The sequence below is a fragment of the Frankia sp. CcI49 genome (assembly GCF_001983215.1).
GTDB lineage: Bacteria > Actinomycetota > Actinomycetes > Frankiales > Frankiaceae > Parafrankia > Parafrankia irregularis.
Genome location: NZ_MOWP01000020.1, coordinates 249,366 through 264,907 on the forward strand (window position 1 = coordinate 249,366; position 15,542 = coordinate 264,907).

The following is a 15,542-nucleotide window of genomic DNA, read 5'->3' on the forward strand; positions in this document are numbered from 1 at the left end:
CGCCCGGGGCGGCGATGGGACGGGGGACATCGCCATCAACGGAGCCGGTCGGCGAGGGCCGCGAGTTCGACCCAGAGGCCGTCGGGCACGCGGGGGCCAAGACCGACGAAATATCGCCGGATCGAGTCGGTTTCGTGTTCCCAGGTGGCCCGGTCCACGGACAGGAGCAGGTCGATGTCGTCTGCGGTCACGTCCAGGCCGGTGACGTCGAGCGCTTCGGGGGTGGGGACCACACCGAGCGGTGTCACCCGACCTTCGGCGGACCCGTCGAGCCGGCCGATGATCCAGGCGAGGACGCGGCTGTTCTCGCCGTAGCCGGGCCACAGGTACGCGCCGCTGTCGGGGTTTCGGCGGAACCAGTTGACGTGGTAAATACGCGGCAGCCGCGCCCCGGGCTGGTCGCCGACCGCCAGCCAGTGGGTGAAGTAGTCGCCCATGTTGTAGCCGCAGAACGGGAGCATGGCGAACGGGTCGCGGCGCAGCTCACCGATCGTCCCGGCCGCCGCGGCGGTGGTCTCGGAGGAGACGGTGGCGCCGAGGAAGACACCGTGCTGCCAGGAGGTGGACTCGACGACCAGCGGCACTGCGGTGGCGCGCCGGCCACCGAACAGGATCGCCGAGATCGGAACGCCGGCCGGGTCGGCCCATTCCGCGGCGATCGTCGGACATTGGCCGGCGGGGGCGGTGAAACGTGCGTTGGGATGCGCCGCCGGCGTTACGGACTGCGGTGTCCAGTCCCGGCCCTGCCAGTCGAGGAGATGCGCAGGGGGGTTCTCGGTCAGCCCTTCCCACCACACATCTCCGTCGTCGGTCCGCGCAACGTTCGTGAAGATCGCATTGCTGCGGATCGTGTCGATGGCGCTGGGGTTGGTCGTCCGGCCGGTGCCCGGCGCAACGCCGAAGAAACCGGCCTCGGGGTTGACGGCGCGGAGCTGTCCGTCGTCTCCGAAGCGCATCCAGGCAATGTCGTCCCCGACCGTCTCGACCTTCCAGCCGGGGATGGTAGGGACGAGCATGGCGAGGTTGGTCTTGCCGCAGGCGCTGGGAAACCCAGCCGCGATGTAGTGGACGTTCCCGTCGGGCCCGGTGAGCTTGAGGATCAGCATGTGCTCGGCGAGCCAGCCCTCGTCACGGGCCATCACCGAGGCGATCCGTAGCGCGTAGCACTTCTTGCCCAGCAGGGCGTTGCCGCCGTAGCCGGAGCCGTAACTCCAGATTTCCCGGGTCTCGGGGAAGTGGACGATGTACTTGGTGGGGTTGCAGGGCCAGGCGACGTCGGGTTGCCCGGGCTGGAGCGGCGCGCCGACGCTGTGCACGGCGGGGACGAAGAAGCCGTCCTGTCCGAGCTGCTCGAGGGCCGGTCGGCCCATGCGGGTCATGACACGCATCGAGACCGCGACGTAGGCCGAGTCGGTGATCTCGACGCCGAGTGCGGAGATCGGGGACCCGAGCGGTCCCATGCAGAACGGGACGACGTACATGGTGCGGCCACGCATGCACCCGGCGAACAGGCCCCGCAGGGTGCTGCGCATCTCGTCCGGGTCGGTCCAGTTGTTCGTCGGACCGGCGTCGTCCCGGCTCTTCGAGCAGATGAAGGTGCGGTCCTCGACGCGAGCGACATCACGGGGGTCGCTCGCGGCGTGGTAGCTGCGGGGCCGCTTGTCCTCGGCGAGGCGCAGGAACGTGCCCCTGTCGACGAGTTCCGCGCAGAGCTGGTCGTACTCGGCGTCGCTGCCGTCGCACCAGTGAACCCGGTCGGGCTGGGTGAGATCAGCGATCGTGGCGACCCACTCCAGCAACGCCGGATGTGTCGTCGGTGTCGCTTGCAGGCCCGGGATCGTGACGGGCATCTCCCACTCCTTCGGCAGACTGTAAGACGATCGAACTGTATCTCAACTATCTGATGAAGTCGTCAGATAGTTGAGAGGGAAGGTCATCCATGTGTTGTTGCGGGTAGGTCGACAGCCCCAAGCAGGGCGCATCGCGATCGCGTCCGGACTTTGGGGCGCGCAACAGCCCTTCGACGACCGATGCTGCATCGTCGAAGCCACGCCTTCCGCGCGAGCCCCGGGTCGGCAGTGCCCGGTCTGCGGCGGTGGAGCGTGCTGCTGTTCTGGAGGGCAGCGGCAGACCCGCGGCGTTCCCGGTGCTGTGCCGGGCATACCTGCCGCCTGTGGGCGCGGCGCGGATGACCGAGCTGCTGGGAGACCTGGCAGGCCATCGCGAGGGAAGGACCAACATGCTGGCCCGGACTGCATTTACGCCTTTGACCGGGCCGCGGTCGACTACACCCTGCCCCGCGGCGCTTCCCTGGGAGACGGTGCGCCAGGAAGGGGGTGGGTCGGCGTGTCGTCGACGGTGAAGATGGACCTGCCTCCGCCCTCGTCGAGGTCGGCGTGCGTGGACGGTCCGCTCAGCGCCGGGATGCGGGTCGCAGCGGCCCACCAGGTCCTCGCCAGCTAGGTCGACACCGCCTTCTCCGACCAGGCCTACTGCCCGGCCTGCGCCCGCGCCAACCGACGTACAAACAGCCGCGCGATCGTGCTGCGCACCCAGCACCCTGCCCAGCCTCCGCTGGTGGCGCTGCCTCGGCACCAGGCAGACAGACGCGTTCACCGTTGAATCCGCCAACCAGATCATCGGCGGACGCGTGGTCCACAAACAGCAGATGCGCTGGACACCCCGAGGTGCCCACGTCCGTCTGCGCGCGTCCACTCGCGTTCTCAACGATGTCCCTGCCGACTCCGTCCGCTGGTGCCCGGCCATGAACGCGAGCGACGAATCCGCTGTGCCGATCACGAGCACGGCGTTGCATCTCACGGTCTGTCCCGGTCTTCGCCGCGATGGCACCGGCGACGATCGCGGCGATGAGCCCCGCCGAGGCTCCCGCTCCGGAGGCGACACCGAGACCCCACGCCGGCGGGAGCGCGACGACCGCGACGATGACACCCGCGAGCAGGTTCTGGGTCGGCCGGTACCGGTATGCGGCCAGCTCATACCGGTAGGGCAACGCACGGAGCGAGACCGCCTGTGAGGTAAGCCCCGTGTTCACCACGTTGCCCTGGGGACAGGGCAGCCGGACCGGACCTGCGGACGGGCGGCGTCCCGCATACATATAGCCATGATGATGTCACTGCCTCCAGTAATGTTGAATTGCTAATATCTGCAAGTGGTGGACATGGATGCGGGGCGGTTGGGCGGGTCCGTCGGGATCAGGGAGTGGACAGCACTGACAGGGCGGCGTCCGAAACAGCCGACACGAGCTGGGGATGRTCCGGTCGTGGAAGCAGAGCGCCGAAGGGGGCCTGCTCCGCCACAGCGTGGACCGCGGCGACGCGAGCAGCCATGGTGATCGAGCGGCGGGCGGTCACGGCGGCGCGCAGCAGGCCCGGCAGCGCGTGCAGGGGCCGTGGCTGCATGGTCGCCTGGGTGAGACGGGGTGGTGCCTCGGGCCGGGCGCGCAACACCGCGGGACCTGCGGGGGGTGCCGCCAGACCGATCAGGTCGACGACGAGATCGAGACGGTCCGCGAGCTGGTGCAGCAACTGCACACCGTAGATGACCGGGTCGTACAACATCAGATCGCCGATGCCGGCGGCCAGCAGGAGACCGGCGAGATCCCCACCGCGGTGCGGGTCGACGACGGCCACCCGAGCCTGCCCCGGTCCGACCCCCTGACGTCGCAGATGGTTCAGGGCAGCTGCCGCGGCCGCCACGGCGAAACCATCGTTGATGGTGTCGAGGAGCACCGGATGCGGCGCGGGAGCGGACCGCAGGGCGGCGCGAACCGCGTCGATGTGGCGGACATGCGTGTGCACCAGCACCGACGCACCGAACCCCGCATCAATCATGCGGACCAGTAAGGCGAGCTCGTCGGGACCGTCGACCGTGATCGGGATCGGAACAACATCGAAACCGGTCTCCCGGTGCAGGTGGACCGCCTGGGATTCCACCGCCGGCAATGAGGCGCTGGCCGGCAACGGCTCGAAGTCCAGCACCGCGCTGGCATCGCTGAGCAAGGCCACTCTGCGGGTCCGGCCGCTGAATCTGTCGATCTGCCCTGGATGGGTGGACAGATGGCGGACCACGCGACGGTCCGCGTCCACGTCCAACAACGCCAGGTCCCGCCCCGTCGCGATCGACGCCCGCAGCGACTGACCGAGCTTCCCCGTGGACGCGACCGCGAACACCGGATCCTCGGTATGGAGAAGCTCGGCCCCCAACGTCTCCTGCAGTGCGTGCACCAGCCACAACAGGGTCGACCCGCTGTCCGCGTCCACGATGATCCGCCGGCAGCTGTCCGGACCGGGATCATCCGCCTGAACAACCACCATGCCCGGGGCCCGCGCGAGGACCGTCTCGAGAGCCGGCCGAGCCTGCGCGGACACATACACCGCGAGACCGAACGCTGGATTCACCCGGGCCGATCCGCGGGACGTCATGCGACCGCCCCCACGTCTCCAGGCCGCCGAGCCGGCGGCATAGGTCGCCGTCTCCGTGGCACTCTCATGACCGGCCGGCTTCGGCTTCGGCTTCGCGCAGCTGTTCCAACAAACCGACCTGCCCTGCCGCCACCTCCGTCAGGATCCGCCGTGCGGCCCCCATCAGATCGGCCACATCCCCACCCGCCAGCGCATACACCACGGTCGGCCCCTCTCGGGTCGCCGTCACAAGGCCCGAGCGGCGCAACACCGCGAGGTGCTGTGACAGGTTCGGTGGCTCCACCTCGATCTTCGACAGCAGATCCCGTACCGGTGTCGGCCCGTCCACCAGCAACTCCAGCACCCGGATTCGAACGGGATGCCCCAACATGCGGAAGAACTCCGCCTTCACCTGATGCAGTGGAACCACCACCAGGGCACCCCTCTCAGCCAGTACAGCCACGTTCACCGTCCATGACGCCAAGCCCGCCCGGCCGCCCCCTCGCGCGGCCGCCCGGCAACATCGCGGCAGTATTATCTTAGAAGTTGCAGAATTCAGCAACTAGTCGTCGTGGGGGATCTGCGACGGGTGTGTGCTGTCCGCAACTGGCCCTGGATCGGCAACGACCGCCAGCGGGAGGAGCCGCCGAGGCAGTCGTGGTGATCTCTATCGGCCATCGCCGGGGCGGACCGATGACTGCCGTCGCACCTGTCTGCCGACGTTGTCGCTGGTCCGGTGGCAGGTGCACCGGCTGGACGCTCTGCTGGTCTGCGCAGCCGACGGCCTGAGCCACCACGCGGGTGGCCAGTGGAGCGTCATTCCGGCCCCTAACCCCCGTGACCCAGACCTTTCAAGGTCTGTAGTGACATTAGGTCTGACCGATGCTGGCGACTTGTGTCATTCCTTCGCCTCTGTCGCCGTTACCGCGATCGCAGCAGCGCCTCCGTGGTCTGGTATATCGCAGACGAGCGGAACGAAGTATATGTATGATCGTGGCCCCGCCGTCGGGGGATCGCCTGAGCTCGGCCAGGCCTATTCTTTACGGGCAGCATGCCCATCGACCTCATGGTCCTATGCGGGCTTGTCGTGTGAGACGTTCCCGTTGTGCGCGATGGCGGTAGCCACGCCGCCGCTACGGCCGGGCTCGCGAATCCGCGAACCGCTGGGTAGCGTTCCCCCCGGGTCGTTTCCAAGGAATAAATGTTACGGCGAAAGAGGAGCGGGATGACTCAGCAGGAGCAGCAGGAGCGTCGGCAGGTGGAGCAGCAGCTGCGTCAGAACTGGCGGCAGCTTCGCTACCGTCTGCTCGACCAGTTCGGCCAGGTCAGCGCATCGGATGTGGATGCCGCGACGGGTGTCAATGACCTGATCGCACGGATCGCCGACAAGTCCAACCACAGCGAGCGGTACGTCGAGAACCGGCTGCGAGAACTGGTCGGCGTCGGCGTCGGCGTTGGCCAGGGCGGGCAGTCCGGTGAGCGTTTCGGCGGTGAGCAGGCTGATCAGGGGCGGCAGGGCCAGCCGTTCGGCCGCGAGTAGCCACCTCAGATACCGGGCGGGCGTGGCAGGGAACGGCAGCCACCGAACCTGGCATGCCCGCCCGGCTCCCCAACCCCGGAGAGCGGAAGTGGCCGTATTACGTGCGATATATTTCCGGAATATGTGGTACTCCGTGGCTCCGTGGTGGACCTTTCGTGGTGGGCCAGGAGAAAGGATGGGCGCTTGAAGATCCCCGTTCCCAGTCCGCAAGATACGGGACTTCAAACGCGTGATGGTTTCTGACCTTATCCGGTCCAAGGGGGCCGTACAGGCCATCCTCGCGAATCCGCGCTAAACCGGGTACCAGGTCTGGAACAAACAACGGCGCGGTGTCACTGCTGGCCCTGGCGTTCGCCCGACAGATGATCACCCTCGCCGAGAACACCCGCCTCCTGGCAGCGGTGCGGGAACGCGAGAAACAGCTGAACTACCAGGCGTTCCATGACCCCCTGACCGGCCTGGCCAACCGGGCACTGTTCGCTCGACGCCTCCCCGTCGACATCGACGAGCCGCAGCAGGTCGACAGGTACCGCCGGGCGCTCAGCGAGATGCGGTCCGTCGCGCTGGCCGGGGAGACGAACGTTCCGTTCGCCGAGTCGAGGTCGACAATTTCCGCAATTTCGCCGCGAATGTGTAGTTCGGTGTGGTGTCGTGAGGCGAGCAGGTCCGAGACGGTGATGTCATTGCCGTGGACGCGGCCCAGGCGCAGCGTTCCAGGCCGAAGCGGGTGCAGCCGTGGCTGGTCGTCGAAGGTTGTGTCGACGTCGGCAGACCGGGACCCGGCGATGGCGGTGACGTCCCCATCGCCTGTGAAGGGTGTGAGGATGATTTCGGGGCCGTCGGGGGCACCGAGCCGGAACCGTGTCTCGGCCAGGTCCACGGCGGTGACGTTGTCCATGCGCTGTCCGGCCTGTCATAGCCCGTTGAGGCTCGTGTCCCGGACGAGCCAGCCGGCGTCCGTCGGTTCGAGGACTAGATGGCGGCGGGAGACCCTGCTGTCCCGAATGATGATGTCGACTCCGTGCGAACGGCCCACCGCGCACGGCCCGTCGCCGGTCAGCGTCACCTCACCTGCCGGGCTGAGCACGCTCAGCATGGTCCGCTCCACCTGAGCTCCCTTTCACGTCTGCCACCGTGGTGTCCGTCCCGTTACGCCTTCGCCGGGTGCGCAGGGCCGCGGATCGTCCGTACTCCGCGAGGCTTCTCTAACACCGGCCTGCTACTCGGAGAGCTTCGTTGCCGATCTGCGGGCTTTCCCGCGCGAGCGTGAACCGCCACCAGGTCGCGTCCCAGACGCCGTTCGACTCCGTCTGGGCCATCCGGTCGTCGCAGTGAACAAGCCTGTAAGCGGCCACTCGGTTGGTGCTGACCCTGGTGATGGCTTGGTGGCCGTGGCGGCCCGCCGATACTGCTCGATGGTCTGCGTGACGATATCCAGCAGCGCGAGGAATGAGGAATACTGATGCCTTGGCGCCGGTCGGTCGTCATCCTGAACGGCCGGCGCCGAGCCGGGTGGTAACAGCGCATTGCCAGGTCAGTCATCCGCCGATAGAGCAAGATCAATGCCGCCCGCGACCTCGCGCAGCCGGCAGATGACCACGCGCTCCCGGGGAGTCTCGTTCGGGGCGTGCAGCAGCAGGGCTAGGCCGCCGTCGCGCATTGCGGCGATCATGCCGTGGCCCCCGTCCTCGGGCCACAGCGGCGCGGGCTCCTGCGTCCACGGCCCGAGCACGTGCCCGGACTCCGAGCGTGCCACGCCCATCGCGTACCCGCGCTCGCCGAGGCTCGACCAGAGCATGAGCAGGGTGCCATCCGAGGTCCGGTGCAGGAACGGACCGTCGGTGACGTAGGCGAGCCGGCCGTCTTCCAGCGCTCCTATCGAGCGGGCCCAGGGCGCCGCCGAGGCGCGGAACAGGCACACCGGCGGCTCGTCCGCGGCCGATCTGAGGTCACTCGTCAGTCGTTGGGCGAGGACCTCTCCGTCGCCGATCTGGACCCATTCTCGGCAGAACACCATCCATGGCTGGCCAGCGGCGTCGACGTGCAGCGTCCCGTCGAGACATTCCCAATCGGGGGGCGTCACCGGTCCCTCGCTCCACGGCTCGAAGGGCCCGGTGGGCGCGTCCGCGACCAGGACCGCCGTGCCGCGGATGACGTCCGGCCCGCCGAACGTGGCCAGCATGTGCCAGCGGCCGGCGTACTCGTGCACCTCTGGCGCCCAGTACTGGCTTGTCGACCAGAAGCCGGCCGGTGGCCGGAAGGCGGCGACGGGGCCGTGCCAGGTCCGCAGGTCCGTGCTGGTCCAGCAGTCGAAGCCGGTCGCGGGTCCCTGCCAGATGTCACGATCGGTGCTGCCGAACAGGACGTACTGGGTGCTGTTCGCGGGCGTGACGAGAAACGGATCCCTGATCTGTATCTCGGCCAGGGTGGCCCCCGACCGAGCCGCCGAGTCCGCGCCGGGCGGCTGGGGGGCCTCGGTGTCACGGGCCGCTCGCTCGTCCTCGGGCTGGCTGCCCGGCTGGCCGTGGGCGCGGGTGAGGGTGCGGGTGAGCCACCGCTCGCGGGTGGCGATGGTGTCGACGGAGAGCGCCGCGGCTGGCGCCAGGTCCTCATACCCGTGAAATCCGCCGGGCCATACGTGGATCTCGGCATCGCCGCCGGACGCCCAGATCGTCGACGCGAAGGCGACGCCCTCGTCACGGAAGAGGTCGACGCTGCCGACGTCGAGGAAGGTGGGGGGAAGCCCGGAAAGATCCGTTGCCCGGCCCGGTGCGGCGTAGATGGAGACGTCGTCAGTGCCCGAACGGTCGCCCAGCAGCATCCGCCACCCGGTTCTGTTGCTGGCCCCGCTCCACGGCAGCACTCCGGCCATGCCGGCCGAGACCGTCCGCATACGGTCGTCGAGCATCGGGCTCAACAGCAGCAGGCCGGCAAGCGCGGGCCCACCATCGTCACGTACGCGTAACGCCGTCCCCGCGGCGATCCCACCTCCGGCGCTGCTGCCGGCCAGGACCAGCGCGTCGCCGTCGATCCCCAGCTCGGCCGCGTGCGCGGCGGTCCAGCACAGGCCCGCATAGGAGTCGTCGACTGGCGCCGGATCGGGATGCTCGGGCGCCAGGCGGTACTCGACCGACACGACGACGGCCCCGGCTGCGGCCGCCAGCCGGAGAGCCGGAAAGGCCCAGAAGCGGTCACCGGTGGTCATGCCGCCACCGTGGATCCAGACAATCCCCGGGCCGCCGGGCACATGGCCGACCGGGGTGAAGACGGACAGTGTGATCGGTGACTCGGGCCCGGGGAACGTAATTTCCCGCTCGGTGAAGGGAAACAAACTGAGCATGAGGTCGCGGGTCAGCATGTTGCTCGCGCGTGCCTTCGGGATCTCGTCCTCGGTCATCTCGGGGACGACGCCGCCGAAGTGTCCTTCGATGATGAGCCGCCAGGCTGCGGCACACTCCTCGTCCAAGACTGGAAGCACAGGACGGAAGCTAACATCATGGACTAGCGCGCGCAAGTTCGGACGGCTTGGCGACGGAATGCGACCAGGAGGGTGACCGCACGACGCCGGGGTTGGCCAAGGTCACCAAGGCGCTGCGCGACGTCGCCGACGACGTCGCCGGCATGGTTCCCCGGTGAACCTTGTCGACGACAGCGGCAGGCCGCTGTCGCACTACGCCTTCGTCTGGGTCGAGCCCAACGGCGCCGCGTCCCAGATGGTCCGCGACCGGTCCGCGCGGATGGCAGCACCGGCCGACGGCCTCGCGAGCGGTCCGGCCGCGCCGGCCGCCGAGCGCGTAACCTCAGGCCGAGCCGACGGCTGTGCGATGTTCACACCCGGAGTTGGGGGTCACACCGCGTACCGGTGCGTGCCAGGTCCGACGGCATACGCGCCGCCGCCCGGCAGCCGGATGTCGGCCGTCGTGTTCGGCGGGATGGTGATGGTCAGCGCGACGCCCGCGCCCGCTCGTGTCCACGCGCTGGTCACGGTGCCGTAGACGCTGGTGTAGGACGCCTGGGCGTGGGTGAGCGTGCCACCTGGAACAGGCGCGATGACGAAGTGCCGCTCGGCGGCGACGCGGATGCCGGCGACCGTGTCGAACAGCCATTGGCAGACGGCCCCGGGCGAGTAATGGTTGTGGCTCGCCGCCCCCTCCCAGTCCTCCCAGACGGTCGTCGCGCCGGCCTTTACCTCGGCGAGCCAGCTCGGCGCGTCCTCGTTCTCCAACATGCGGTACGCGGTGTCGGCTCGGTTGGCCGCGGTGAGCGTCGGTAGCAGGAACGCGGTCGACAGGAATCCGGTGTTGACGTGATGGCTCCGGTTCTCGACCGCCCGGACAAGCCGTTCCTCGAGGCGGCGCCGTTCGGTGTCCTCGACGAGGCCGAACGCCAGCGGGCGCACCATCTTCGCCTGCCGGTCGGTATCGGTCGTGTCCGCGTGGAGATACAGGTGACGATAGGCCGCCCGCGCGCCGTCGGCGTATTCGGTGAACAGCTTGACGTCCGCGGTCTCGTCCAGCTCGGCCGCGATCTCCGCCAGGTGACGCATCGAGAAGTGCAGGTACGCGGTGGCCTCCTCCGGCATCGGGGTCAGGCCCGGGCTTGGGTCGCGGAACTCAGCCGCCTCCAGCCACTCGCCGAGATGCACGCCTTTCTCGTAGATATAGGCCGCGTGCGGGTTGTCGGCCGCCCGCTCGGGGTCGAGCGGGCCCACATTCGCGATCATGAACATCGCGTAGCGGCGCATCGCGCCGTAGCAGTCGCTCAGGATGCTCCGGTCGCCGTACCGCTTCCAGTACCGGTACGGCACAAGCACGACGGCGTCCGCCCAGCCGACGGAGCCGCCCGTGCTGTCGTAGAGCATCGCGACGCCGTTGTACGGGACGACCGCCGGTGGTTTCCCATCATCGAGCTGGCCGTCGCTCAGGTCCCGCAGCCACTTGCGGAAAAAGGCGGCGACATCCATGAGATAGGCCGCGGTGTCAAAGAAGACCTGGGCGTCTCCGGTCCAGCCGAGGCGCTCGCGGGTCGGACAGTCCGTGGGCACGTCGAGGGCGTTTCCCTTCATACTCCAGCGGGTGTTCTCGAGAAACTGGTTGACTCCCTCGTTCGAGCAGGTGAATGTTCCGGTCTGCTCCATGTCGGAGTAGACCGCGATCGCCTCGAAAGCGTCGGGGTCGATATCGATGTCGGTGTCCACCAGCGCGTAGCGGAAGCCGAAGACGGCAAACCGCGTCACATAGTGGTCGACCCCGCCACTCGCGGTGAACACTATCTCCTGCCGGGGCGTGGGTTGTAGTTCTCCCTCGATCTGGTCTTCCCCGCCGGTCATGAGCAGCACCTCGACGTCGGGCCCGAACTCATCGACCGGCTTACGTAGCTGGAAGTTGCGCTGCGTGAACTCACCGGCCGCGTCGAGGATCTCTCCCATCCGCAGGGTGAGCTGCTGGCCCTCGCTGCCYGAGACGGTGAACGCGACGAAGCCAGCGATGTTCTGGCCGAAATCGAGCACCCGTTGTCCGCTCGGCGTGGTCAGCAACCGCGCCTGGAAGCGCTCGTGCTCGGTCGGCGCGACGTTGTCGGACGCGGTGGGGACCACGGGATCGGTCGTCACCCGCGCGTGGCCGGAGTGGCTTGCCCGGCGCCGGGCGTCGTGGACCTCGCCGTCCTTCAGGTCCGCGAACCGCTTCGGCCCGTCGTTGCTCCACCGGAAGCGCGCGTCGCTGCCGATGCTCTCCGTCGAGCCGTCCTGGTAGGTGAGCTCGAGCTGGGCGAGCACCTTGGTCTGCCGCCCGAACACGTTCGTGACGCCGAAGGCTCTGACCGAGCCGCGGTACCAGCCGTCAGCGAGCTGTATCTCGAGGGCGTTGCGCTGGCCGACGAGCTCCGTGACATCGAAGGTCTGATACTGGAATCGATGGCGGTAGTCGGTGGCGCCGGGCGCAAGCCGGATGTCGCCGACGGGCCGGCCGTTCAGCGTGGCCTCGTAGACGCCGGCCGCGGTGATGTACAGGCGAGCGTGCCGCACCGGCAGCGGCGCGAGGAACTCGCGGCGGAAATGGTCGACCGGGTAACGGACGTTCTGTTCGGGCTCGTAGTCACCGGTGATCCACTCGGCCGTCCAGTCGGCCGGGTCGAGCAGCCCGAGCTCGAACGACGAGGTCGCCGCCGGCCCCGCGGCGCCGTTCTCGTCCCACAGCACGACCGACCAGTCCACGCGGTCGCGGCTGCCGAGCACGGCGCCCTCGTAGGGAATGTGCGTCATCCTCGCTGAGGCGACCGTGCCGCTGTCCCACACCAGGTCGCCGGCACGCCGCGCCACGATCCGGTATGCGGACTGCTGGATGCCATCGTGCGTGTTCCAGGACAGACGAGGAGCCGCGATGCCCAGGCCGAGCGGCTCGTGGAGATACTCCGTCCGCAGCCGGACCGCCCTCATCGTGCAGCCTCGGTGCATGTCGGGGCGGCGTTACCCGGATTCCTCGGGAACGGACCGGTCCGCGTGCGGAACGGGGTGCGCGATGTGTCGCCGGAGTGCGCGGCGCCGGGGACGCCGAACGGGCTACGGTACCTGCTGCTCATGGGGCTCCTTCATCGGCGCGAGGAATTCGGGTCCAGCGCGCGCGGGGAGGATCGCAGAGATAGTCGAGGACGGCGGACCGGGGCAGCGCCCGTGACCTGACGTCGTCCGCGGTGCGGCCGGGGCCGAGAAGCATGGTGGCGTCGGCACGGTTCCCGCTGGTGTCGGTCCCAGGTTCCGCGCCTACGAGCCAATCCGACGGGCGAACGTTAGCACTACGAAACTAGCGCGCGCAAGTGCGCAGCCACCGTACCAGGACGAAGCCCGACCGAAGGGCCCCGTCCGGGCTCAGCTGGTTTGGCGGTGGACCACGGCGGACAGCCACGACGCCGACGCATCAAATCGATCATGACCGATCGACGGCCGCTGGACAGCGGACTCTGCCGATGCAACACATCCATCAGACGCGCCCGTCCTAGTACTGAGTCATTTTCGACTCAGTACTAGCCGATCGCGTTGTCCAGCGGGCTGCCGATCGACCCGTCAGGGGTTTCCAGGTCGGCGCCGCCGTCGATCAGGGCCGCGGCGACATCGGCGTCGTCGCTGCTGGCCGCGAAGTGCAGCGGGGTCTCCTCACCCGGACCGCGGCCGTCGGGATCCGCGCCCGCTTCCAGCAGCATCCGCACGACCTGCGGGCCGTTCGGGAAGTAGCCCGGCCAGTCAGTCACGACATGCAACGCGGTGCGGGTCTTGAACGGTCCCCCGAGAGGGCCGCTGAGCAGCTGGGGCGCGGCGGTGATGAGACGACGTACGGCGTCGAGGTCGCCGGCATGGATGGCGCCGAGCTCGATCGCGCTGTCTGGTTCGGGTGCGTCCACCTCGGCACTGTCCGGGCGGATCGATGCCGCGGTCAAGCGTGCGCGTGCCACCGCTGAGGGCTGACAGCGAGCACCGCGAGAGCGCCGGTCTCGGCCTGAACCGCGGCGGGGACTACCCGATCCGGCTGGTGCTGCTCAGACTAGGAACCGACCCAGACCGGCAGGCTAAGGATCTTCTCGCCGCGCGGGCAGAGCATCTGACCGCGCGACCGACAGGGAGGGACGTTGATGACGACCGTCCAGGCGAGTACCGGGCCTGACACCGCCGAGCCGCAGGCGTGCTGGTGCTGTGGATGCAGCTGCGCGGAGCCCGACATGGTGCGGCTTGGCAACCATCCCGAGGTCGGGCTCTGCCTGCCCTGTGCGCACTACCTGCACCAGCAGGCCCGCGGCCGAGAGGACGCGCGACACCGCTCACCAACCGCCCGGCTACGCGACGTGCTGCGCGCCGCCCGGAGCCTGGTCATCCGGCGACGTTGGCACGAGAGCGCCTTGGTCGGCCGGCCCCTGCGGTGGCTTGGTAATCGCCTTCCCTAAGTCCACCTCGCCGCATGTGGAGGAGGAGCGATGTTGATCGAGGTGTTGTATGTCGCTGGCTGCCCGAACCATGACCGGTTCCTGGACCATCTGCGCCGCCTCCTCGACGCGGACGGCGTGTCCGAGCCCGTACTACTACGGCGGATCGACGACGACCTGACCGCGCAGACCACGAGGTTCCTCGGCTCCCCGACGCTACGGATCAACGGCCGCGACGTGGACCCGACCGCCGAGCGCGCCACCAGCTACGGGTTGCAATGCCGCCTTTACCAGACGGCCGGTGCGCTCCAAGGCAGCCCCGCCGACCACRACATCCTGACCGCCCTGCGCGCCGCCGCCACGGAAGCCGGCCCAGCTGAGTGAAGAACGGCGGCGGAATCGCACCTTGTGGCCACGGTCGGCGGTAATGGGCGGCTTACCGCAACTCTGCCATGAGCGCGTAGCCGGGCCTCCAGGACGTCGGCGCCCCGGCTCCAGAGGGCCCTGTGTCCAGCCCCCCGCGACGATGCGCCGGCGCGATCACGCCGCACCCTGCCGGTATCCGGGAGAAGGCCACGACCATGGGCGATCCGGCCGCCGTGAGTGGGATGACCGACAGTTGACAGCAAATGGACACATCCCGCTTGCCGTCTGGTCACCGCAACGCCACCATGAGCCGGTGACTCCCATCCCCAGCCTGAGTGCTATCGACGACCCGGTGCTGCGGGCCGTCACCGCCAACGACCTGCTCTGGAACGGTACCCCCGGACCGAAGGATCTCCGGACGATCCGCGGTGAGGCGATCCTGGAGGCCATCGACGCGGGCCGCACGTACGAGGAGATAGCGGACCATCTACACGTCCAGCCCAGCGATCTGGCCTGGATGATCGAGCCCCACCGGCCCAGGTAGCTCTGGAGCCACCCGCGCGGCCACGCAGGGGCGCGACACCGTGGGCAACCGACCGTCACCAGCCGGTCGGAAAACGCCTGTTCGGGTGATCTGGCCGTTCCCGGTCACCTGAAACCATGCGTGATGCCGGCAGAGCGGCAGGCGCGCATCGCAGGACCACCGCGTCACCTTCCATCGTTGCGATGACCCTGTCCGTGGGCCGGTAGACCACGGGATGCGAGTTCAGCCACGAGGCACCGAACGTGAGGGGCTGGCCGGGGCGCACCATGAACGTGCCACCCCGGAAGGGCCCGTTAACCAAGATTGCGAGCGTAATGTCAGGCGGAGACATGCGCAGGCACGCTACGTGACACGGCGGGGTTTCGTCATCCGTGGACCCGACGATCGCCACAGCTCGACGCTTTCAGCCGGTAAAGCGGAATTACGTCAACCGCCCCCACGCATCGGGCAGATCCCCATCGCCTCCGCCAGACCGGCCGAATGCGCCGGGCGGTCTCGAAGAGCCAGCAGCCAGCCGGGCCCTGATCGGATCAGCCAACGCCCGGCCGACTAGATATCCGAAGCGATGGTCGCCACGACCCGAAAATACAGCTGAACCTGAACTCACGCCATCGTGAATAATCCCTCCGCCCCATGGACCCGGCTGAGATGGATAGTTGATCGGCGGACGGTCGAGCAGTGCGAGGGCGGGTTGGACGTCGCTATCGCCCTGCGTCGCAGGGCGCTCCTCGGACCACGCCCACGGCCCGGAGGACACGAC

Annotated in this window: 13 protein-coding genes and 1 pseudogene; 5 read left to right on the forward strand and 9 right to left on the reverse strand. The window is 68.5% G+C overall.

The features are described 5' to 3' along the window. Positions 1-35 precede the first annotated feature (35 nt). The 4 genes from CcI49_RS20085 to CcI49_RS20100 form a co-directional block, all read right to left on the reverse strand. The gene (locus CcI49_RS20085; protein ID WP_076828505.1) at positions 36-1,850 is read right to left on the reverse strand and encodes a phosphoenolpyruvate carboxykinase (GTP); all 1,815 of its coding nucleotides are present in this window, start codon (positions 1,848-1,850) and stop codon (positions 36-38) included. Between the two features lie 563 nt (positions 1,851-2,413). Further along, positions 2,414-3,115, reverse strand: coding sequence for a SulP family inorganic anion transporter (locus tag CcI49_RS44485; RefSeq protein WP_076828507.1), 702 nt, complete (start codon positions 3,113-3,115; stop codon positions 2,414-2,416). A 97-nt stretch (positions 3,116-3,212) separates the two neighbouring features. Next, complete coding sequence (locus CcI49_RS20095) at positions 3,213-4,442, reverse strand: malic enzyme-like protein (protein ID WP_076828510.1); 1,230 nt, start codon at positions 4,440-4,442, stop codon at positions 3,213-3,215. A 64-nt stretch (positions 4,443-4,506) separates the two neighbouring features. Further along, entirely contained in the window at positions 4,507-4,854 is a 348-nt protein-coding gene (locus CcI49_RS20100; RefSeq protein WP_076828611.1) for a metalloregulator ArsR/SmtB family transcription factor, read from the reverse strand. Between the two features lie 792 nt (positions 4,855-5,646). Between CcI49_RS20100 and CcI49_RS20105 the strand changes: the two genes are divergently transcribed. Further along, a complete protein-coding gene (locus tag CcI49_RS20105; RefSeq protein WP_054571516.1) occupies positions 5,647-5,961 on the forward strand; it encodes a hypothetical protein in 315 nt (104 codons plus the stop codon). A gap of 323 nt (positions 5,962-6,284) precedes the next feature. Further along, positions 6,285-6,452: pseudogene (locus tag CcI49_RS43430) on the forward strand (GGDEF domain-containing protein); the annotation flags it as partial. On the opposite strand, the gene CcI49_RS20110 reads toward CcI49_RS43430, so the two are convergent. From CcI49_RS20110 to CcI49_RS20135, 5 genes are all read right to left on the reverse strand, one after another. Then, complete coding sequence (locus tag CcI49_RS20110) at positions 6,389-6,859, reverse strand: FHA domain-containing protein (RefSeq protein WP_076828513.1); 471 nt, start codon at positions 6,857-6,859, stop codon at positions 6,389-6,391. The pseudogene CcI49_RS43430 and the gene CcI49_RS20110 sit on opposite strands and share 64 nt — an antisense overlap. A gap of 15 nt (positions 6,860-6,874) precedes the next feature. Next, the gene (locus CcI49_RS43435; RefSeq protein ID WP_076828516.1) at positions 6,875-7,069 is read right to left on the reverse strand and encodes an FHA domain-containing protein; all 195 of its coding nucleotides are present in this window, start codon (positions 7,067-7,069) and stop codon (positions 6,875-6,877) included. 426 nt (positions 7,070-7,495) lie between these two features. Beyond that, the gene (locus CcI49_RS44490; RefSeq protein ID WP_198955576.1) at positions 7,496-9,427 is read right to left on the reverse strand and encodes an alpha/beta hydrolase fold domain-containing protein; all 1,932 of its coding nucleotides are present in this window, start codon (positions 9,425-9,427) and stop codon (positions 7,496-7,498) included. A 381-nt stretch (positions 9,428-9,808) separates the two neighbouring features. Continuing rightward, positions 9,809-12,397: a family 78 glycoside hydrolase catalytic domain gene (locus CcI49_RS20130; RefSeq protein ID WP_076828518.1), complete on the reverse strand. Its 2,589-nt coding sequence runs from the start codon at positions 12,395-12,397 to the stop codon at positions 9,809-9,811. Positions 12,398-12,981: 584 nt separating this feature from the next. Then, positions 12,982-13,392: an ankyrin repeat domain-containing protein gene (locus CcI49_RS20135; RefSeq protein WP_054571518.1), complete on the reverse strand. Its 411-nt coding sequence runs from the start codon at positions 13,390-13,392 to the stop codon at positions 12,982-12,984. Between the two features lie 192 nt (positions 13,393-13,584). Between CcI49_RS20135 and CcI49_RS20140 the strand changes: the two genes are divergently transcribed. From CcI49_RS20140 to CcI49_RS20150, 3 genes are all read left to right on the forward strand, one after another. Beyond that, positions 13,585-13,893, forward strand: coding sequence for a hypothetical protein (locus tag CcI49_RS20140; RefSeq protein ID WP_076828523.1), 309 nt, complete (start codon positions 13,585-13,587; stop codon positions 13,891-13,893). 30 nt (positions 13,894-13,923) lie between these two features. Further along, positions 13,924-14,256, forward strand: a complete 333-nt coding sequence (locus CcI49_RS20145) for a hypothetical protein (RefSeq protein WP_076828525.1) — start codon at positions 13,924-13,926, stop codon at positions 14,254-14,256. Between the two features lie 295 nt (positions 14,257-14,551). Beyond that, complete coding sequence (locus CcI49_RS20150; protein ID WP_054571521.1) at positions 14,552-14,782, forward strand: hypothetical protein; 231 nt, start codon at positions 14,552-14,554, stop codon at positions 14,780-14,782. Positions 14,783-15,542: the final 760 nt, after the last annotated feature.

Coding starts and splice junctions, on each gene's coding strand:
- CcI49_RS20085 (WP_076828505.1), bottom strand. CDS start 1,850: ATGCCCGTCACGATCCCGGGCCTGCAAGCGACACCGACGACACATCCG.
- CcI49_RS44485 (WP_076828507.1), bottom strand. CDS start 3,115: ATGTATGCGGGACGCCGCCCGTCCGCAGGTCCGGTCCGGCTGCCCTGT.
- CcI49_RS20105 (WP_054571516.1), top strand. CDS start 5,647: ATGACTCAGCAGGAGCAGCAGGAGCGTCGGCAGGTGGAGCAGCAGCTG.
- CcI49_RS20110 (WP_076828513.1), bottom strand. CDS start 6,859: ATGGACAACGTCACCGCCGTGGACCTGGCCGAGACACGGTTCCGGCTC.
- CcI49_RS20140 (WP_076828523.1), top strand. CDS start 13,585: ATGACGACCGTCCAGGCGAGTACCGGGCCTGACACCGCCGAGCCGCAG.